Source organism: Glaciecola sp. HTCC2999, assembly GCF_000155775.1.
Taxonomy (GTDB): Bacteria; Pseudomonadota; Gammaproteobacteria; order Enterobacterales; family Alteromonadaceae; genus Opacimonas.
This window is the reverse complement of record NZ_DS989810.1, coordinates 320,666-342,395: the sequence shown is the minus strand read 5'-3', so window position 1 is coordinate 342,395 and position 21,730 is coordinate 320,666. Positions and strand designations below refer to the sequence as shown.

16 protein-coding genes are annotated in these 21,730 nt (G+C 39.1%); 8 read left to right on the top strand and 8 right to left on the bottom strand.

Features of this window, described 5'->3' with window-relative positions; genetic code table 11:
* Positions 1–29: 29 nt before the first annotated feature.
* Entirely contained in the window at positions 30–1,475 is a 1,446-nt protein-coding gene (locus G2999_RS01555) for a tetratricopeptide repeat protein (RefSeq protein ID WP_010178043.1), read from the bottom strand.
* A gap of 65 nt (positions 1,476–1,540) precedes the next feature.
* On the opposite strand from G2999_RS01555, the gene G2999_RS01545 reads away from it, so the two are divergent.
* Positions 1,541–2,706 (top strand): IS3-like element ISApr1 family transposase gene (locus tag G2999_RS01545; protein WP_076611658.1). Its coding sequence is split into 2 segments (ribosomal slippage): positions 1,541–1,787 and positions 1,787–2,706, totalling 1,167 coding nucleotides; the frame shifts between segments, so codons are not numbered across the junction.
* A 194-nt stretch (positions 2,707–2,900) separates the two neighbouring features.
* Here G2999_RS01545 and G2999_RS01540 read toward each other — a convergent pair.
* The 7 genes from G2999_RS01540 to G2999_RS01510 form a co-directional block, all read right to left on the bottom strand.
* Entirely contained in the window at positions 2,901–4,589 is a 1,689-nt protein-coding gene (locus G2999_RS01540) for a GMC oxidoreductase (RefSeq protein ID WP_198006072.1), read from the bottom strand.
* A 2-nt stretch (positions 4,590–4,591) separates the two neighbouring features.
* Positions 4,592–5,161, bottom strand: coding sequence for a gluconate 2-dehydrogenase subunit 3 family protein (locus tag G2999_RS01535; protein ID WP_010178032.1), 570 nt, complete (start codon positions 5,159–5,161; stop codon positions 4,592–4,594).
* Entirely contained in the window at positions 5,154–6,683 is a 1,530-nt protein-coding gene (locus G2999_RS01530) for a sulfatase (RefSeq protein ID WP_010178030.1), read from the bottom strand. The genes G2999_RS01535 and G2999_RS01530 overlap by 8 nt, the downstream gene beginning before the upstream one ends.
* 4 nt (positions 6,684–6,687) lie before the next feature.
* Positions 6,688–7,827, bottom strand: coding sequence for a hypothetical protein (locus tag G2999_RS11560; RefSeq protein ID WP_010178028.1), 1,140 nt, complete (start codon positions 7,825–7,827; stop codon positions 6,688–6,690).
* Entirely contained in the window at positions 7,820–10,000 is a 2,181-nt protein-coding gene (locus tag G2999_RS13655; RefSeq protein ID WP_010178026.1) for a hypothetical protein, read from the bottom strand. Before G2999_RS13655 ends, G2999_RS11560 begins: the two co-directional genes overlap by 8 nt.
* 11 nt (positions 10,001–10,011) lie before the next feature.
* Positions 10,012–10,326, bottom strand: coding sequence for an L-rhamnose mutarotase (gene rhaM / locus G2999_RS01515; RefSeq protein WP_010178024.1), 315 nt, complete (start codon positions 10,324–10,326; stop codon positions 10,012–10,014).
* 95 nt (positions 10,327–10,421) lie between these two features.
* Complete coding sequence (locus G2999_RS01510) at positions 10,422–11,354, bottom strand: DUF4861 family protein (RefSeq protein ID WP_010178022.1); 933 nt, start codon at positions 11,352–11,354, stop codon at positions 10,422–10,424.
* 138 nt (positions 11,355–11,492) lie between these two features.
* Between G2999_RS01510 and G2999_RS01505 the strand changes: the two genes are divergently transcribed.
* The 7 genes from G2999_RS01505 to G2999_RS01475 all read left to right on the top strand — a co-directional run bounded on the left by G2999_RS01505 (position 11,493) and on the right by G2999_RS01475 (position 21,680).
* Positions 11,493–12,914, top strand: a complete 1,422-nt coding sequence (locus G2999_RS01505; RefSeq protein ID WP_010178018.1) for a BNR repeat-containing protein — start codon at positions 11,493–11,495, stop codon at positions 12,912–12,914.
* A 60-nt stretch (positions 12,915–12,974) separates the two neighbouring features.
* Positions 12,975–13,964 carry a TRAP transporter substrate-binding protein gene (locus G2999_RS01500; protein WP_010178016.1) on the top strand — a complete coding sequence of 330 codons (990 nt, stop codon included), beginning with the start codon at positions 12,975–12,977 and terminating at the stop codon, positions 13,962–13,964.
* Positions 13,957–14,451, top strand: coding sequence for a TRAP transporter small permease (locus G2999_RS01495; RefSeq protein WP_010178014.1), 495 nt, complete (start codon positions 13,957–13,959; stop codon positions 14,449–14,451). The genes G2999_RS01500 and G2999_RS01495 overlap by 8 nt, the downstream gene beginning before the upstream one ends.
* A gap of 2 nt (positions 14,452–14,453) precedes the next feature.
* Entirely contained in the window at positions 14,454–15,752 is a 1,299-nt protein-coding gene (locus G2999_RS01490; RefSeq protein ID WP_010178010.1) for a TRAP transporter large permease, read from the top strand.
* Positions 15,753–15,980: 228 nt separating this feature from the next.
* Entirely contained in the window at positions 15,981–16,706 is a 726-nt protein-coding gene (locus G2999_RS01485; RefSeq protein WP_010178008.1) for a FadR/GntR family transcriptional regulator, read from the top strand.
* 397 nt (positions 16,707–17,103) lie between these two features.
* Entirely contained in the window at positions 17,104–20,154 is a 3,051-nt protein-coding gene (locus G2999_RS01480) for a TonB-dependent receptor (RefSeq protein ID WP_010178005.1), read from the top strand.
* Positions 20,155–20,798: 644 nt separating this feature from the next.
* On the top strand, positions 20,799–21,680 hold the full coding sequence (locus tag G2999_RS01475; protein ID WP_010178004.1) for a hypothetical protein: 882 nt from the start codon (positions 20,799–20,801) through the stop codon (positions 21,678–21,680).
* Positions 21,681–21,730: the final 50 nt, after the last annotated feature.

The following is a 21,730-nucleotide window of genomic DNA, read 5'->3' as shown; positions in this document are numbered from 1 at the left end:
TATTAGATGAGAGCTAACGTTTAACCTTGTTAGTTCTCATCTGTAACATAAATAGTACCTTGAGTTATTCGATTTAATAACTCTTCCCAATCATTAGTTTCCCAGTTTGCTATCTGAGCTTTAAAAATGGCATCTCTTAGATATTTCACTGTTAGACTTATATCTCTATATTTATCCTTTCTATGTACTAAGGCTTTTAAAAAATAAAATTCAGGGTTATTTAACTCAGTTTCTTCTAGTCGTTCAAGAAACTCAATTGCCCGGTCAACATTATGCAATGATGGTTCTGCAGCGTTAAGTAATAATCTCGTCGCTCTCATACCTGCTGAGGTGTTGTTTTTTTCAAAAGCCGATGAATACCAAAAAAGCGCCTTTTTTTCGTCATTTTCTACCCATGGACTAGATTCTAGGATAGTGCCTAATCGATACTCTGCTCTGGAAAGACCATATTTACTTGCTTCTGATATCCAGTCAATTGCTTGGTCTAGTTTTCTTTGTTCACGATATAATTTCATTCCATACTCATACATCGCTGGAGAGTGTCCCTGCTCAGCAAGATTTAATAGAATGCTTTCAACATCATATTCGTCTTGACCTAACCATGGAAAATTCAACAATAGCATAGCGAGATTAAACTGATCATTTAACGTATTCTGTTTAGCAAAGAATTGCTTCTTTTTGACGATGGTACGGTACATTCTTTCATTTTCACGTAACATAGTGAACTTACTAAATGAAGCAGCTCCTAAATAAGAACGACTAGGAAATTCAGTAGGTTGATTCTGAAATTCAGGCTTAGGCAATGGAAAAAGTTTGAATTCATTTAGTAAATTCATATGTAACCCAAACTTTTGGACATCGTTTACATTGTGAATCGAACCATCTTTTTTTATGTCATGATCAATGATAAGAAAGGGCGTCGTTTGTTGTGTTAATATTGTGCCAAAGGGGTCATCAACACCGCCAAAATCTGAATCTTCATCGTCCAAACTAAAAGACGCTGAATTACTCGTTTCGAGACTTTCTAAATCAATATCTTCTGGGTGAAATACTGTTTGCAATGAATCTTTACCATCAAACATGATTTTATCATCTAACAAGGAGATTTTAATGACAGGAAAATATTTAGCCCGAATCTTGCTATAACTATATTTTTGACTAATTTCTTCAATAAATAATAAGATTTTTGGATGAGACTCAATAGGTAATTCACTAATAATTTGGTCTAAAATCATTTGTGCTTTATAAAAGTCTTGTTCAGCAGCTAAAGAGTAGAACGCTATACTATCTAAAATGTTAGCTTCAGTACCTAAGCCTTGTAAATACATGCTGCCAAGTTGGTAATATGCATGCGGGTTACCTACTTCAGTCGCTTTTTTGTAAGCAGATAGTGCTTTTGCATAATTGTGCTGCGTAAACTGTTTATCGGCATAAAAAATATCAGCGCTTAATGCAGATGTAGCGTAAATAGTCAAAATGAGGTGGTAGATTTGATTCGGACACTCTAGATAAGAGATAATTCTCAAAACTGGAGTGCATTATGAATGCTAGAAAAAAATATTCAAAAGAATTTAAGTTAGACGCTATCAGCCTAGTGGTTGATCAGAAGTTCAGTCGAGCTGAAGCGGCAAGAAGCTTGGAGATTAATCCAAATCTGATTACCCGTTGGATGAAAGAACACGAACAAGATAATGATGGTCAGGCGTTTCGTGGTAATGGCAAGCTGACGCCAGAGCAAGAAGAAATTAGGCAACTGAGAGCAAAGGTTCGCCAGCTTGAAATGGACAAAAACATTTTAAAGGAAGCAACGGTCTTTTTTGCCAAAGAAATGAAGTAAAGTACCGCTTCATTGCCCAAAATAAGAAGACCTATCCCGTTGACAGAATGTGTCAATTGTTAGGGGTGAAGCGCAGCGGCTTTTACCGTTGGGCGAAGATAGAACAAGAAATAGACCCTACTCATGCTGATATGATCGAGTGGGTGAAAAAGATAGCTGTCGCTAGTGATAACACGTATGGCAGCCGCAGAATGAAGCATGCCCTGAATTGTTTAGGCTATCCAGTGAGTCGCCAAAAGGCGAAGAAGCTAATGCTTGAAGCCAAGGTGTGGGTTCGTTATCGCAAGAAATATAAGGTGACAACAGACAGTAACCATAACAAGCCGTTGTTTGATAATGTGCTCAATCGTGAGTTTACTGTGGATGCGCCTAACAAAGCGTATGTTTCTGATATTACTTACATATGGACGCGAGAAGGTTGGTTGTACTTAGCCATCGTGATTGATTTGTACTCGCGTAAAATCGTTGGTTGGAGCATGAGCTCAAGGATGAAAGCAAAGCTGGTAATTGACGCGCTGAGAATGGCAATATGGCAGCGAAAACCAGAGAAAGGATTAATTGTGCATACCGACCGTGGCTCGCAATATGCCAGTCACGAGTATCGTAAATTACTTAACGCTCATGGCCTAGTTGGCAGCATGAGCAGAAAAGGCGATTGTTGGGATAATGCCGTTGCTGAAAGTTTCTTCGGCAGCTTGAAAAACGAACGGGTTCATTGGCGAAACTACCAAACTCGATACGAAGCACAACAGGATATCTTGAATTACATCACGATGTTCTATAACAGCTATAGACTGCATTCATATCTGGGGTATCAAAGCCCAAATCAGTATGAGCAGGAAATGGTAAAACTACAAAAAGTTGCTTAACTGGGTTGTCCGAAATATGTTGACCACGTCAAAAATGTAGAAGTGACTATTTTGATCATTGCTTTCATTTTAGTTCCATATACTCAAAGTGCCAGATTATAGTCAATATTCTAGCACTTTTTTAAATAGGTTATATTTATTGCAGTGTAAAGGTTGTGTAAATCTATTACCGTGATAGTTCTATAGGATAGTTTTCATAGTTTATTAGCTTTGATTTGTTTATCCGCATAATCAACTGCACGTGCGGCTAACGCCATGTAAGTCAAACTTGGGTTTTGCGTGCCGGCGCTCGTCATACAAGCACCGTCGGTCACAAATACATTTGGAACATCGTGCATTTGATTCCAGCGATTAAGTACACTGGATTTAGGGTCGTGTCCCATGCGGGCAGTGCCCATCTCATGGATACAGGCACCGACTGCAGTGACATTATTGCGACCTCTGATATTTGTACACCCCGCCGCTTCGAGCATTTCGATGGCACACTTGACGCCATGTTCACGCATTTTAATTTCATTTTCGCGTAATTTAGCATCAAAAGTAATGATAGGCATCCCGTGTTTGTCACGTTTATCAAAGTTCAAATACATCTTGTTTTCGTGATAGGGCAAGATCTCACCAAAACATTCCATGTTGATTCGCCATTTCCCAGGTTTAAATATTTCAGCTTTCAGAGCTGACCCAATCATACCCTCTGGTACATTATTCATTCGACTTGCACCACCTTGATAGCTGAAATTACGCAGGTATTCGCCTTGTTTGGTTTTTTCATCAATGTTGGTGAACGGCGGTATAAAGAAGCCTTTTGGACGTCTGCCTTTGTAATACTCTTCTTCATAGCCCTCTAGGATCCCTGATGCTCCCATACCGTAATGGTGATCCATTAAGTTATGACCGAGTTCGCCACTAGAGTTCCCTAAACCATTAGGGAAGGTTTCAGAGCGGCTATTAAGCAAAATTGCTGCTGTACCTACGGTACTGGCGTTACAAAATATGAGACGCGCATAATACGTGGTTACTTCGCCAGTATTGGCATCTTTTACCATGACACCAGTCGCTTTTTTGAGGCGTTCGTCGTATACGATTTCCATGACAATCGCATCCGATTTAAGGGTCAAATTACCGGTCTCACGCGCCACCGGAAGGGTTGCCGACTGAGTGCTGAAAAAAGCGCCAAAAGGACAGCCTCGTTTACATCGATTCCGAGCTAAACACTGGCCACGCGTGCCCAAATGTACTTCTGGATTATATTCACTGAGGTTAGCGGTGCGACACGGAGTTACCACGCGATTTGGGTATTTTTCTCGCACTGCTGCGCGCATTTTGCGCTCGACACAGTTCAAGGGAAACGGCGCAATAAACCTTCCATCTGGCGCTTGTTTTAGCCCTTCAGCTTGCCCAGCAACACCAACAAAGGTCTCGACGTAATCATACCATGATTCGATGTCCTTGTAGCGAATCGGCCAATCTACAGCTATACCATCACGTCTATTGGCATCAAAATCATAATCACTCCAGCGTGGACAGTGTCTACCCCACATAACGGAGCGTCCACCAACGTGATGCCCACGGATCCAGTCAAAGCGTTCATCTTCATCATACGGGTATTCATCATCTTTATTGATGAAGGGTTTGACATCTTCGTTGACCCACCATCCAAGACGGTTTTGTTTAAAGTAATGTTCTTCAACTTCTTTGCGACTGACTTTCCCTTGATTGGGCATGTCCCAAGTGTCAAGGTGTGCGGTTGGATAATCACCGTGTTCGACCATGCGCCCACGTTCAAGCATTAATGTTTTGTAGCCTTTTTTGCATAGCTCCATGGCACTGTAGCCGCCAGAAATCCCTGAACCAATGACTATTGCATCATATTGAATCTGCATCTTTAAATCGCCCATGCTATGTTGTTTACTTCAGATACTTTGATACATGGTACGTATATGCCTGGTATCGGTAAGTAGTTAAGGTGCTTTTTGCTAATCTCTTCGGTTTTGAGGTAGTAACTAATTGTTTGCTGTTTGATATCAAAATACGCCTGATATGCCGCTGTGCGTTGCTCCGGTTTACTGCTTTCTAGCTGTTGCAGTAATGCGAGCTTGTGCGCGGGATTCGCTAATACAAAATTTTGCGCCATTAACAGCTTTTGAAATGCTGAAAAGCGTTGTTGAAAGGTTTCCTTGTAAGCCGGTTTAAACACTTGAGCAAACATGTTATCCATAATCAGATGGGTATTCACATCTGAGGCAGACGGGGAATTTGTACGTGGCAAAATTGTATCCATGACTAAGCTGATCAAGCCAAGTTGTTCTTGGCTAAAATACTGAGGTTTGTCACTACCAAGCATCCCATTAGCTAAGGTTAATTCTTGCTGTGCTAACAGTGCAGCGGAGAGTGGCGCAATTAGACCCATACCGGTCACTGCTGTGGCCATTTTTAGAACATCACGTCTATTCATCATTTGTTCCTTGTGTCGAGGTGCTATCGGCGTGCCGAACGTTGATAAAGGACTTGCGGCTTTTGACTTCTTTGCTGCGTTGACTTTCATATAGCGCTATGTAGTCGTCTACTTTGGCACTTAATTGTTGTACTGTGTCACGATATTGCGGATTGTCAATGAGGTTAAATTCCTCACCGGCATCATTTTCGAGATCGTAAAGCTGCTCATAGCCGTTTTTGTAAAAATCGACATATTTCCATTTGTTTGTGCGTATACCCACCGTTGGCGGAATGTATACCCGAGAGGGTTGATACATGTGCTCAAAAAAGAATTCGTTACGCCACTGAGAATCAGCGCTCTGATAAAGAAGTGGTAACAGACTTTCACCTTGATAACTCTCTGGTGTTTCGGTGCCTGCGAGCGCTAAAATGGTAGAAGGGATATCAATGTTTAACGCGAACTCGTTGATCTCATTACCTGCAGAAGCTTTGACACGCGGATCATAAATAATTAACGGTACACGCAAGGCCTCATCCCAGCCGAACCATTTGCCAGCAAGCTGTCGCTCGTTTAGCGTAAAGCCATTATCGCCCATATAGATGATGACGGTATTATCGGCTTGTCCTACTGCTTCTAGCTTGTCGTAAATCATACCCACAGCTTTGTCTACGCTGCTGATAGCTCGATAGTAGCGTTTAACCATTTTTTGGTACATTTCAGGGGTTGCAAAGCGAAATTTCCAACGGTCACGTGCTACTGAGCGTTTTAAGAACTCAGGTAATGCGTCATAAACCTCATCATCCGATAAGCGAGCAGGTGGAATGACGACATCATCGTACATACCTGCAAATTCTTCAGGGTAGTGAAACTGGTCTTGCGTATCAAAGTCGTGAGCGTGAGGATTCCAAAAGTTCACTGACATGGTCCAAGGTTTATCGTTTTGTGAAGATTGTTCGATAAAATCGTTGGCGAGTTCAGCAATGTAATAGGTTTGTGGAAGTTCATTGCCCTCATATATTTCGGTACGGGCTTGTAGCAAGGGTTTAAAATAGTCAAAGCGTTCGGCATTGTCTCCAGCAATACGCATTTCATATTTGCCAACAAAGGCTGTTTCATAACCATCTTGACGCATCAAGTTGGGATACATGTTAGCTGATTCGACCACGCCAGTGGTCGGCTGTTGAAAGGTGTAATCATGGGTGCGTTCGGTTAATCCGGTGAGAATACTGACCCGGCTAGTTGCACATATTGGCGTGGTAACAAATGCATTTTTAAATACCGTGCCGTTGTTGGCAAGGGTATCTAGGTTGGGTGTTTTGACAATTGGGTGATATTTGCCAAGCATGTCCCAACGGTGATCATCGGCCAAAATAAATAAAATATTTGGACGCTCGGTTGCGGCAGTTTGCGCGGTATCTGCTCGCACTTCAGCTGCAGTAGACGCGGTAGAATTTACACCACACCCGGTAAGGCCAAGCAAAACAATTGCGCTCAGGCTTGTGAAGATGTGGTGTTTAAGTCGATGACTCGAAATTTTCATAAGTTTAGTTCCTGCTTAATACCACTGCGCGCCACAGTGGTTGTCTGGTATTAGAATCTGCAAGAGTTTGCTTGCTGTGAGGTATAGCTTGGGTGCCCACACTGATTACATCGCCTTTTTTTAAATTAACAGGAGCAGTGCGATGCGTATACTCCTGTCCGACTGTAACGGAATTAGTTTGCTCAAATGTACCGATGGGCTCGCCATTGACTGCAATGGTATAATTAACCTTGAGTCCAGGTTGACCTAATGTGACTAATGAAATAACTCGTTTCCCTGCATCACGGCGACTTATTGTAGTTTTGACCATGTCAGTATTGGCAGTTATTTGGTTATCTATTGATGTAGACGAAAAATCTATATCGGCCCAAAAAATCCGTGTGTAGGATTCGATATTTTTTAGTATGTTTTTCACTGGATATGCCGTTTCTGTCAAAATGGTTGGCGGTAAAGACTTCCCCGACGGTATAAACTCAGCATTAGAAGTGAGAATGAGTTTATCTAATTCTACGCCATCTTCACGCATTGATATGTTTACCGTATGTAGACCTGGAGTATCGATGTTTAATGAAATGGTTTGTGGTACTCCACAATGATTGTCTTTAATGCGCTGGGCGGATGACCAAGTCCAGTGATGTTTCCCTTTACACCACTGCATTCTTCGTCCTGATTGAGGCCATGTACCATTTAGACCAACATGTAATCCGTTATCTTCAGAGCCGGTGCTGTAGGCCCGTCCCCACACATAATAAGTGCCGGGCGTTACAAACCAGACAGGATACGATAATACCGCGAGTTCTCCTGGAGTATTAGAAAAGTTTTCGCCAACGATCAATGGCTCATAATGATTTGTTCGTGTATCAGGTAGTAGTTCAATGTATTGACCATTACTAGTATCACTGTAATGTAGCGAATCGCTATCAGCAAATGGGTGTTGCAATGATGTTTTGGCAAAGCGAAACCAGCGACGAAGTTGCGTTTGATGTTGTGTCGCAAAATGTTCTGCTTCAATCACAACTGTGCCATTACGCTCAATATAGCTTGGTTGGCTAAGTGGGGCAGAAATATCCTGATACACCTGTAACTCACTGGCATATCCCAAGTGAGAAAATGCCATAATGATGATTAAGTTAAGTTTATTCATAACCCTTTAATAATATCCGTTTTACATCGCCCGGTGACGCAAAGTTATTACCGCCTTCATCTGCACCGGTAATCCACCAATAAATCATTCCTGCATCAGAGATATCAAATTTATTGGTTTGAAAGGGGACTACACCGTCTTGTTCCGCATAAGCGAGCATGTCCCAAATTAGTTGATAGCCCGCAAACTCGTGTTTTTTAGCCCAGTCCCAATGATACATCGGAGTTTGTAAAGCCACATTTTGATCGCCAATTTGATGCTCAGTCACGCCAAAATCTAATATCTGTTGCCAGGTAAAAAAATCGCCGCTGTGATCATTGGCTGGGTGATGTGATACCACATGTACGTGCTGAATTCGCTTAGGGTCAGCTTGGTCAAGGGCATAGCCAATTAAATCTGGTTCACCGGCTTCGATAATCCACAGTGGGTCTTGTGATGTGGATCCATTAATAGCATCGATCAAATCGTCGCGAGCCCTCACTTTGTCTACACGACAATTGTAATAGTCACGCAAATTATTAAACGGGCCAAAAAGCTGTATACCTTTTGCGCTAAGTGTGTGTAGTACCTCTTGGCGACGTGCTTCATCAGTAGCATTGATTTGACGACCTTTGTTCTTGAATGGATTTAAGTCGCAAGAATGTGACAAATGTACTAATCGTTCCGTAAGCTTTGATTGTTTGAGTAATGCCAGCATGACAGGCGTAGCCCCAATATCGTCAGGGTCAGGTGAGTTGCCGTCAATCACTATAGCTAAACGACCTTGTGGCGGCTGAATAAAGTCTATTACGACATCAGTAACATACTTCTGCCAAAACGCATGTACTGATACAACCGGTTGACCAAGGTTAAATATCCACCATGCAGCAACGGTATCTGAAAAATCGACTCCCCCTTTAGGGATGACTGAATATTTTGCAGTGAAATTTTGTTGCTCAATTAGCAGCTGCGCTTGTTGCCATAGAGCGCGCGCTTCCTGCCGTGAGTTACGCTTATCAGTAGCACTATTTAACCAACGCGAATGTGCGTCAATATACATAGGGGTTAGCGGGCCTCTGCGATTTTTTTGGTTGTATACCTTTTTAGGTTTATTGCCATCGGTGATAGCTTGGTAAGTTGCCTTGTCTTTGACAAAGCTCAATGCTTCTGGAGTAGTGTGTTTTTCATTCCATGCACTGTGTTGCACAACGATGATGTTGTTTTTAATCAGTACATCATGCACACCGCTGTCACTAAGCGCATACAACCACTTAGCGGTAAAATCAGATTGTCCGGCCTCTTGCACCCAAACTTTGCCACCTTGCATAAGGACTGCACGCGCTCTGTCGCGAATGCTGAGGACTGCATTTGTCATATCCTTACGTGCATCGAACCAACGCAAGTTTTCGCGGCCAAAGGCGTTAGTCATCAGTGGATTAGCATTGACATAGCTACCTTCTTGTTTGCCATAAGTGCCAGTCACTGCAACATAATTAATGTTATTAAAATCTGGATGGGCTAGCATTGAACCCAATGCGGCAATAGAGTGAATATCATCAACGTCAGGTTTGATGTCAAATTGCGCTAAAAATAAGTCGCTATGTGGTTTAAAGTCAGCGAGAATAGCGTTGCGCTTCACAGCCGGACTTATATTAAGGCTTTGCCATCTGCCTCTTGCCCAAGCCGTTCCTCCATGTTCTGGTATTTCGCCGTTAGTATGTGCGTTGGATGCTATGCCTATTGTGTCACCAGGGGCGAGTTTAATATTCTGCCACGTATGTTTATGCGGCTGCAGATCACTAGCCGACCCCTTACCTAAGTAAGGTGCTCGATAGGTGTCAACGATCTCGTTATTTACTAGTAATCGATAGGTCGGTTCACCATCCTCTTCTGTCATGATTGTAATCGTAATATCATATGTCGCATATTTGCCAGTAAATTCTTTTGTGGCAGTTGCAAATAGACCTCGATATTCAAGGGTTCGTGCATCAATACCTAATGCTTGATTGCGTCTATCCTTATAGTAAGGAACATCGCCTACATCCCATTTGGTAAAATCGGTGAGTGCGTTAAAATGATAGTGCTGTGTATGTTTTTCTTGCGCAGCGGTTTTTTGTACTGCTTGAGTTGCATAACTAAAACATAACGTGAGCGTTATGAGAGCAGAGTGAAATAAAGTTGAGTACTTTTTCATGATGGCCTAGCTTAATCGAGATGAAATACTTGATTGATTTCTGTTACCTTAGGCGAATTATCAGTGTTAGTTTCCATGATATCTGCCATCATTGCCCACCATCTTTGAACGACCGGCGTTAAAGGTAAATCATCCATACTGTTAGGAATAGTGCGTTTGAGAACTGCAAATAACTGACTGGAAGGTGTGTCTAAAAATATTGAATAATCTGATACACCAGCTTCTTTTAGAGCTAACACTAGTTCAGGCCAAATCTCATCATGGCGTTTTTTATATTCTGCTTCATTACCTGGAATGAGCTTCATGACAAAAGCAATTTTTTCCACTTATATATTCCCGTATTATTTTTATGAAGTAATGGCGAGTAAAATAAATTCCTAAGTTAAAACCTCGCCATCAATTAAATGGTAGTAATACTTATTTACAGAGAGACATTATCCAAATAAGCATCCCATGCTTGTTGGTTAGTGATATCACCTGCAACTTCCCATGCAAAGCCTGCTTTATAATTTAGCGAACCAGTTGCATCAGTTGTAGTTAACATCCAAATATGACTTTCGTCTTTAACATCACTCTTAATATCTTCAATACCTTCGATCTTACTTGGATCTATTAACGCACCTGTACCTACACCGTAATCGTCGATAGTTTCCCACGCTGAAACATGGCCATTAGCGCGATCATAAAATGTTTGCGCTTTACCATCGTGCGTTGCAACGCCAATTGCGATTGGTAACTCAGCAGGTTTACCGTCCAGAGTAAAAACCGAGTTAACTTCAAATAATTGTGAACCGAGGGGAAGTGATATTGTTTTCATTTCTTTAACGATGCCTATTGGCGTCATCCACTCATATTGCAAAGTAAAGGATACATTATCGCCATTGTTTTCATGGACTTCATACGTCTTATAACTGTGTGCTGCATAAGGTTGGCCATCAATCCAAACGGCAGTTGCACCGACACCACGGCTGATACCTGTGTGGTAGGGATCATAGCCCTCGCCATGATCGACATGATACGAGATGCCTAACATATGCTGTGCGTACCATTTATCAATAATTGAATAATCAACTTTTTTGAACCATGCATCAACACCACTTGAGTGACCTTTTAATGGGGCTGCTGGTCCGTAAACGCGAAATGCGACTTTGTCATTCTCCCATGCGAAATCATCTCGCCTTTCGGGTACAAAACGACCATACGCCTTCACGACCTGCTCATTTTTTAACATCGAATTTTTAGATTGTTTATCTATTTCGCTGTTATTGGTAACACTTTGACAGCCAATCAGCATAAAACTGCACGCCAAAGTACTTAAGGTGCCTTTAATAAATAATGGTCGATTAAATCTCATTAACTTTTTCCTTTTGATTAAGCAAATATGAATATTTATATCAAACAAGTGTTAATTATATGTTGATAAATCATGAGCGATATTGCACTATTATGATTAAAACTGCAAGTTTGGAATATCAGATATAAGGGGTTTTTAGTGGATATATTTAATAAAGAACTATTTTTTACAAGAACAATTAAACCGCTAATGCGGGAACGCCTTCTATTTATACTGCTATTTAATATAGCAACATATATTTGGACCTTTTCAGTACATGCAAACATTGATCATTCTGTAGTAGTCGAAAGTGAAGCAATTGATAATGTGTGGTCTGGACATCGTGTATCGCCAGCATTAATAACTCGAGGAAATGAGCAGTTTGTAGCCTATTATGATAGTAATCGTCAAATGACAATTGCTCATCGTAAAATTGGTACACCTTGGCGTTATTATAAGGTAGATAGCTGGGTTGGTTGGGATAGCCATAATTATGTGACTATTGAATTGGATAAAGATGGTTATCTGCATGTGTTAGGTAATTTACATTCGGATGCAATAGAGTATTTTCGAATGTCAGAACCGCTTAAAGTCCGCTCATTAAAACGCATTAGTGTTATGGTCGACCCCGCAGTTGAAAGGAAAATGACTTACCCCATCTTTTTGAAAAATAAAAATGATGAATTAATAGCGAAATACCGTGATGGTGGAAGCGGAAACGGGAATGAAATATACAACATCTATGATACGCAGACAAAAACATGGCGACGCTTACATGACAATCAGTTTTTAGATGGTGAGGGAAAAAGAAGTGGTTATTTTGAAGGCCCAACACTAGGGCCAGATGGAAATTTTCATTTGATATGGGTGTGGAGAGATACACCCGACGCGTCAACTAATCACAGCTTATCATATGCAAGAAGTTCAGATTTAGTCAATTGGGAAGATTCAACAGGCAAACGACTTCAATTACCTATTAGACATTCTACCGCAGAGATCGTGGATCCTGTTGGTGTCAAAGGCGGTATGATTAATGGGAACATTAAATTGGGTTTTGATCAGGGTAATAATCCAATAATTTCTTATCATAAATACGGAAAAAATGGTAATACTCAAATGTTTGTAGCTCGAAGTCATCAAAATGATTGGCAGGTTAAGCAAATCAGTCAGTGGACAAACTTTAGATGGGATTTCGGAGGAGGGGGTTCTTTAGGTAGATTCCCTATTAAGCCTCACACTGTAGAGGTATTAAACAACAATGCGTTATCAGTCTTAGTTCGAAAAGAAGATGACATTTTCCGCTTTGTGATTGATAGTGATTCACTTGAAACACTAGAAGTGCAGAATGCTGATTTATATCCACAACAAATAGAAACAATCACAACTGAGTCTAATCGCATGCTTTTTGAAAGTAGCCATTTACCCTTCGAGCACAGAGTGTTTAAAGGTAAAGGAGACTTAAGCGCCAAATCGGGACAATTTTATTTATCATTACACAGTCAACCAAGTAATCGTGATAGAGCTCACAAAATGATTTCAATGCCTAGTGTATTACTCTTACATGAAGCTATACCGAAATAATGGATTTATCACACATAAAAAATAATATGTTCGAATCGTTTTTTAACATAGGAACTACAGATGTTTAGAAAATATATCGCCTTACTATCAATTCTGATGGTAATTACTGGCTGCTCTTCAGAAGATGATGTGATTAATCTGAGAATCGGTCATGCACTTGATGAACAACATAGTGTTCATCAAGCAATGGTTTATATGGGAGAGCGGTTATCTTATTATTCTGACAACCAAATGCAAATTTCACTTTATCCTAATGCCCAACTTGGGAGTGAGCGGGAAATGCTAGAACTGTTACAAATTGGTAGTTTGGCAATGACCAAAGTATCTGCAGCAGCGATTGAGGGCTTTGTTCCCGAGATGAAAATTTATGGTGTCCCATATTTATTTAGGGATAATAAACACCGTTGGGCAGTCCTGCAAAGTGACATTGGTAAAACTATACTTGGCGCTACTGATAAGGCTCATCTCACAGGTATGGGTTATTACGATGCTGGAAGTCGAAGTTTTTATACGTCTAAACAGCGTGTTGAAACCCCATCAGATTTAAGTGGCCAAAAAATACGAGTTATGCAAAGTCCTAGTGCTGTAAACATGGTTAATACGATGGGGGGATCAGCTACACCCATTTCATTCGGTGAGCTATATACAGCTTTACAGCAAGGTGTTGTTGATGGTGCAGAGAATAACCCTCCTTCATTTTTCCTATCCCGCCATTATGAAATTTCAAATTATTACGTATTAGATGAACATACATCAGTACCTGACGTTATTGTTGCGAGTAAGCATATCTTTGAGAACTTAACTCCACAACAACAGGAGTGGCTTCAGTTAGCAGTTGACGATTCTATCGAGCTACAAAAAAGACTTTGGAGTGAATTAGAAGAACGTTCTCTTAATGAGGTTAAAGCCGCAGGAGTAGAAGTGATTTATCCTGATAAACAGCCTTTTGTTGATTCCGTACAATCATTATATAAAAGTCATGAAGGGACCATTATTGGTGAATTTATTAAACAAATTAAAGCAATGGAGCAGGAAGTGCCTAATGAATAAATTCCATAACTTTATATTAAGTGGACTAAAAAACGTCATCATTTTACAAATGATAGCAATTGTATTAATTGTGAGTTTACAAGTTTTTACCCGCTTTGTACTACAGTCGTCCAGTTCATTTACCGAGGAATTAGCACGATTTTTACTTATTTGGATTGGTCTTTTCGGTGCTGCGTATGGTTACCAAATGAATGCACATTTAGGCTTAGATATTATAACTAACAAACTTCAAGGTAACTTTAAAAAAGTAATTGCGGCAATTTCTCACTTGTTTGTGTTGATGTTTGCAATTTGGGTTATGGTGATTGGTGGTTGTTCGTTGGTTGCTTTGACCTTAGAACCTGTTCAGATATCAGCCGCTATGGGAATAAAGATGGCTTATGTATATGTAGCTATCCCAATTTCTGGTTTATTAATAGTTTATTTCGGTTTGTTGAAAATAGTTCAGTTATTTTCTTCGAGCATCGATGTTGTTAAAGAGGTATAGAAATGGAGTTTTCAGGTTTAATCTTACTGGTAGTGTTTATAGTACTTTTACTCATTAATGTACCTATCTCATTCAGTATCGGTATTGCGACCTTGGTCACCATGCTAATTAGCATTGATGCCATACCGTCAGCAGTTACTATTGCGCAGCGTTTGGCTAGCGGTATCAATACATTTGCATTACTGGCTATCCCGTTTTTTATATTATCAGGTTTGATTATGGGACAAGGCGGTATAGCAAAACGATTAATTGAGTGCGCGATGGCTTTAATTGGTATGTTACCAGGTGGATTAGCCTTGGTTAATGTGTTGTCGTGTGCTTTGTTCGGTTCTATCTCAGGATCAGCGGTTGCAGCAACAAGTGCTATAGGAAGTTTCATGATACCGGAGATGGAGAAGAAAGGTTATGACAAAAATTTTAGCGCTGCAGTAACTGGTGCTGCTGCGACGACAGGTATGCTTATACCGCCAAGTAATATTTTAATTATCTATGCAATTGCCAGTGGTGGTGTTTCCATAGCAGCTTTATTTGTTGCTGGTTATTTACCTGGATTACTCGTCGCTGTAGCGTTAATGATTGTATGTTCGGGTTACGCTAAATTAAAAGGCTATCCTACAGAGGCCCGCTTACCTTTAAAAATTGTTTTAGAAAAAATTGTTGCGGCTGTTCCAAGCCTGTTCTTAATTTTCATCATTATTGGTGGAATAATTGGTGGTATATTTACTCCGACAGAAGCTGGTGCGGTAGCTGTTTTGTACTCATTATTATTAGCTGTTGTTGTATATAAAGAGGTTAATTTAGAACAAATACCTAGTATTTTATTAAAAGCAGGTGAGACAACTGCAATAGTGATGTTATTAATTGGTGCTTCTTCAGGTATGTCGTGGATTCTGTCATATGAAAATATTCCTAAAGCAATCACAGATTTTTTATTATTACTCAGTGAAAATCCATTATTGATTTTACTAATTATAAATCTGACATTATTAGCTGTCGGAGCGTTTATGGATATGACGCCCGCTGTATTAATATTTACACCTATTTTCCTTCCTGTAGCTGTTGAGTTAGGTATGTCACCGTTACATTTTGGGATCATGATTGTGCTTAACTTATCAATTGGCTTATGTTCTCCACCTGTAGGTTCAGTATTATTTGTCAGTTGTGCAGTGGCTAAGACAACGATAGGTAAAATTATTAAACCGTTATTACCTTTATATATTGCGATGTTTATTGTTTTGATGCTAGTGACTTATGTTCCAAGTATTAGTGAGTTTTTACCAAAATTATTAGGGTTATATTAAATACTAAACAAAATCAGTAATTTTGACTCTACAGCTGGCATTTATATAACCATGTATAACACTGGTTTGAGCATTGGAGATATAACAAGTTGTGACTAAAGTAAATTTATTACTACAATGTTTATGCTAATTTCGTAGATGTTTTTACATATGCCAATAGTTGAATTTGTATTGAATTATTATTTCTGTTTTTTAATTTAGTTTTATGAATATTTAAATAGAAAAAGAATGATTAAAAAAAGACTTTTCTGGAAGGTTGTTAAGACAATAGAAGAAAAAATCAAAGATGGCACTTATGAGGCCGGTGCTAGATTACCGTCTGAGCGGATCTTAGTAGAAGAACTTGGAGTCAGTCGTCCTACAATCCGCCAAGCAATGATTGCACTTGAAGTATTAGGAAAAGTTGAAGTTAGATCGAACAAAGGTGTTTACTTGTTAGACCAATCTATCTGTGAATCATCGGAGCAGGCTATCAGCGCATTTGAACTGACTCAAGCTAGGGCATTAGTCGAGGGTGAGACAGTAGCTCTAGCTGCGCTGAATATTACCGATGAAGAGTTATCAGAGTTAGAACAATGTATTGAAGATATGAAAAAGGGGGATTTTGAAAAAGCAGATGCAGATTTCCATCGAGTAATCGCTAATTCGACGCGAAACAAGGCAATGGTTATGGCAGTAAATAAGTTCTGGGAACTTAGAGAGAATAGTTCGCATATTAGTGATGCATATAGAAACGTTTGCTATCTTGACGATGCTCAGCGCCTACATGAACATCAGCAAATATTAATTGCTTTAAAGAACCATCAACCTGAAGAATCTCGTATCGCAATGCATGAACATTTTAAACGTATGATCAATTCTTTGTTTGAGGCTAGTGAAATTCAAGCTCTGAAAGAATTGAAGGCCAGAAGCCACCAGACTAGAGACTTATATTCTATTGAAAATATACGGTAAAAGTCATAATCATATAATAACCCATCGTTTCCATTGTAAATTTAGTACTATATTTCGTATTTTTTTAATCACATACTTCTGTAATCTTCTTAAAAAACAGAACACTTAAATAACTCATGACTAAAAACTAATGCATTGAGTTATATAGTTACCAAAATCCCTAAAAAACAATCATATATGAACTTTATTAATCATATTGCGTAGTTTTATGTCTTAATTTGATTGATCTTGATTTATTTGGTGGTATATTTGTTAATAGTATGTTTGTTTAATGTTTAATAATGTGAGTTAAATAAAAGCTAATTGATAGCAATGCCTTTTTATAAAAATAGCATTTTACTATTTACTTACTATGAATCAAACATACTGACCACACACATAAACTGAGGAATACACATTGAACAAGTATACAGAAAACAAATTCAAGTTCAGAAAATCTGCAGTTGCAGTTGCTGTACTTACAATAATCGGAACGTCAGTAGCTAGTAATGCTTATGCACAAGAAGTTAGCGCAAGTGATGATACAGAAGTAATTGAAGTGACAGGTATTCGTTCGTCTCTAACAGCTGCGCTTGCCGAAAAGAGAACGGCAAACAATTTTGTAGAAATTATTCAAGCGAGCGATATTGGTAAATTACCAGATCAAAACTTAGCAGAAGTACTAGAAAATGTAACCGGTATACAAATAACTCGAACTGCGGGTGTTGGTACTGCTGTTCAAATACGCGGTACAGACCAAAACAGAGTAGAAATAAATGGTATTAGTACCGTTGGACCAGGGGCAGGTCGAGGAGGGATAAGTTTTGAAGACTTACCGGCTTCTTTAATATCTTCAGTAGAGGTCACGAAGTCACCAGACGCCAAAATGATTGAAGGTTCGGTCGGTGGCACTATAAATTTACGTACACTGCGTCCTCTTGAATTAAATGAGACCGTGTTTGCTGTACGTGCAAAAATGCAAAATAGCGATTTGGACGTTGATGATGAGTATTTACCCATACTGTCTGGTACCTATGGTGTTAATTGGGACGCTCCTAAAGGCGAAATGGGTGTGGTATTCAGTGCAAACTATGCAAAACAAAATGTATCTGCATTTAGACCACGAGCTGACCGTGATGGATTAGTGACGAGTGATCAAAATTATCCAGCCGCTTCTAGGAATGGCGAAACATCTGACCGACTCATTGGCAGTGCACAAGACTTCGATTTTTTACGGATTCAATTTTTTAATCAGGATTATGATAATCTGATTTATGATACGACAAACCTATCAGCTACATTTGAATGGGCACCGACTGATAACCTTAAATTTTATGTAGACGGTCTATATAATGATCAAAGTCGGACTCAAGAAAGTAACGAAGTACAGTTTTCGGGTGTGTCTGATATCGATGTTGTTGATTTAACAACAAACAATACTTTTGAGACTGTGAATTTAGGTGCTATTGACACGCCTAATGGCATTATTAATATTCCAAGTATCCAAGCGGTAACATCGGGTGTTTTACTACCTGATACAGCATTAGCAAGCGGTCTGAACCCTAACGTGCGTACTCGATCATTAACGGGCGCCCGTCTAACTGAAAGTTCGGTATTTCGCATCGGTGGTGATTACGAGGCAGATAATTTTGAGATAAGTGCAGAGTTTGCAGCCGCTGAATCTGAGTCGGTCAATCCTAGTTTAAACACGCGCCTTGATTTCATTAACCCAAATTCAGCTCAACCTGTTGGTGGTCCTGGCGGAAGTGTTGATAATGGTACGCCTGTTGAATATGACTTACGAGGTGGTGTAGTTCAATTTGGTATTGCTCAGGGTTTGGATTCATCTCCAACTAGGGCACAAATGCTTGACCCTGCTAATTACGCTTTAAGTCAGGCTCAGCAAAGCCGCAATTTAGCTGAAAACTCTGAAGTTGCTTTCCGAACTGACTTTACGTATTTTACTGATGGTATCATACCGTTTATCAAGTCAGTTGATGCTGGTTATCGTTATAGTGATACGTCTACTCTTAGAGATAATAATGCAACTGAACGGGTAAACTTAACAAGTTCTACAAGTGAGTTTGATAGACCAAGAGCAAGTATGTTCTCCGATATTATTGTTGCAGGCTCACCTAATTTCAATGCTGCAGATGGTCGCAGATTGTTTGTACGTGATTTTTTAATAACTGATCCAGCTCTTGCTTTCAGTAATCCTCAGTTAGTGGTAGATAAAATTAACGGAGCTATTTTAGCGACAACAGATGATCCTAGTAACCCAGGTGAAATGTTAGGTAAAATAACCAGAGATAATAATGCTTTCTTTAGTATTACAGAAAAAACACAAGCATTATATTTACAAGCTAATTTTGAGACTGATATGTTGCGAGGCAACTTTGGTGTTCGCTATATTAATACAGAGCTATCATCTATTGGTTTACTTGATGATGATACCAAGCGTGTTGAAACAAGCGATTATGACTTTATCTTACCTCGTGTAAATATTGTAGCAGATCTAACTGATGATGTGGTTTTACGTGCAGGTTTAGGCCGTGATATTAGACGTCCTAATTTTAACGACTTATCAACGTCTACTCGTTTTACTTCAAACGCTAACGCAGCTGTTGAGGCAGGTAACCCGTCACTTGTACCAGAAGATATTACATCTTTAGATTTAGGTGTTGAATATTATTTCGCGCCATCAAGTGTGGTGACTGCAGGCGTTTTCTATAAGAAACGTAAAGACTTGCATATACCTTTTACTGAAGATCCACCAGGAAATGTGGTAGATGGTGTGTTAAATATTGATATCACGGCTCCATGTGAAGACGGTGGTATATTTAACCCTGTTGCAGATAGAAATATAAACAACCCTATCCCAGGTGAAGGTATTTGTGTGCCATTCCAGTCTATTTTTAATGGTAACGGTGATACTACTCAAAAAGGTGTCGAATTAGCGTTCCAATATAACCTTTCTGAGTTTGAAGATGATTTGGGTTGGGCTTCTGGTTTCGGTATTATCGCTAACTATACATACCAGACAGCAAGTAGTGGTGACGATTTTAGAAATTTAAATGGTCGAGGTCAGGCAATATTAGAAGCGTTAGGTATTCCTAAGGAAGACGCTAAAGACCGTGTAGAACTTGAAAATTTATCTAAAAATTCTTATAACTTTACCGTGTTTTATGAGAAGTATGGAATTAGTGCTCGAGCCCGATATACTTGGCGTTCAGCTTATATCAATTCTAACGATGCTTTCCAATTTGGTTTACCACGTGTTAACGATGCTCGTGGGCAATTAAACGCAAGTATCAACTATGATATTAATGAGCAATTTAGTGTTGGGCTTGAAGGTATTAATATCACACAATCTGACGCACCTCAGTCATGTATGAATGAAGGTGGTCTAAATTGTTTCCAAGGTTTGACAGATAGAAGAGTCTTACTAGGCGCAAGCTATCGTTATTAAGCTAATTTATAAGATATGTTTTAATTAGCGAATATTTTAAGCTACAAATAAAAAACCCCGCTGGTAAAAAGTGGGGTTTTTTGTTTAAGTTTATCAACTATTCATACCGTGATGTTCTTCGAGGTGAAATTATTTGATTGATTGTGATTGAATTTGGTTTTTTGTGGGCGGATTTTATGATAAGGTTTATTTTAAATAAAAACGATTGTTCGTGAAAACTTTTTATATGATTTGCACACTTGCTTTGTATTTTATGTTTAATTTATCGGTAAATGCGAATACTTCAAAATTCTTGGCATTTTATTAAACTACACAGGATTTTCACTTGATGGTTATGGCGGTAATAATTTTGAGCTCGAAAAACCTCTAAATCTCAACAGAGGTGATAGTCAATGTTTCTGATTTTAATGCGATACAAACTGATTATATTTATGTTACTCAAGTTTTAGAAAATGCTAGTGAAGTTACTAATAAGTTTTTTAGATAGCAACCTTATGGAATCTTAAGCTCAATATTAAAAGTGGAGTACTTACTGAACAGACACTCTATATTGAAGTCCATGTTAGGAAAAAGAGCGTGAGTGTAACTAAATCTTTAGTGTTGCTCACTAATAAGCAGTTAAATAATATAAATTAGGTTAACCAATGATTAATACCCATACTTGTCGTTATGTAATATTTTTTTTAGTGGTTCTTATCATGTGTACGCGATTAGCATTTGCGGAAGATATCATAGGTCAAAAAGAATTGTGGATTAAGATAGATGATTTTGAATCGAAAAACCCGTTAAGCGATTGGACAAAATATGATGCACAAAACGAAACCGACCCATACATAAAAAATCCACAAGTGACAGAAATAAGAGTTGAGCAACTCTCAAACAATATAAGCTCCAATCGATATCTAATCAAAAAGGCTGGTCCAGATGGCATATTTGGCAACCGTAAAGCCTTGAGCTTTAGGAAATTACCTAAACCAATAGAAGTTGGAGATACATATACACTATATCTTCGATTGAACGTTGATAGTTATTCAAATAATCACGTTTTTGGTTTAACTAATTTACAACCAGCAGGAATAATGGAAAAGGCCTATGAAGCATTTGAACCATCTATAAGAATAACAGACCGTTTTGATCCTCACGTGAATTACCAAAATAATGGTGCAATTCAAGTACGAAATAATCCTTGGTATGACATCGCTTTTAATGCCAAAAAGGGTAAGAATATCGAACCTTTTGATACTGATATCTGGTATGAAATTTGGTTAGTAATCAACAATAGAAAAAAATCAGAAGGGGGACAACGATATGATATTTATATTCGTGGTGGAACAGAGTTCCCGTTACAGCAGAAAGTATATACTGCAGCCGATTTTCGTATAAAAAGAGAACAGCCTCTTATTTATTTCCAGGCAACATGTAATAGTGGACCAGTCGAAGAGCCTTTCGGGAATGGAGGGCTTCGATATGATGATCTCTATATGGTTAAGGGTATCGACTTATCCTCGCCTGTCATAACTAAATAGCAACCCTTACTTTTAGGTTAGCAAGAACTACAAATATTAAATCATTTCTT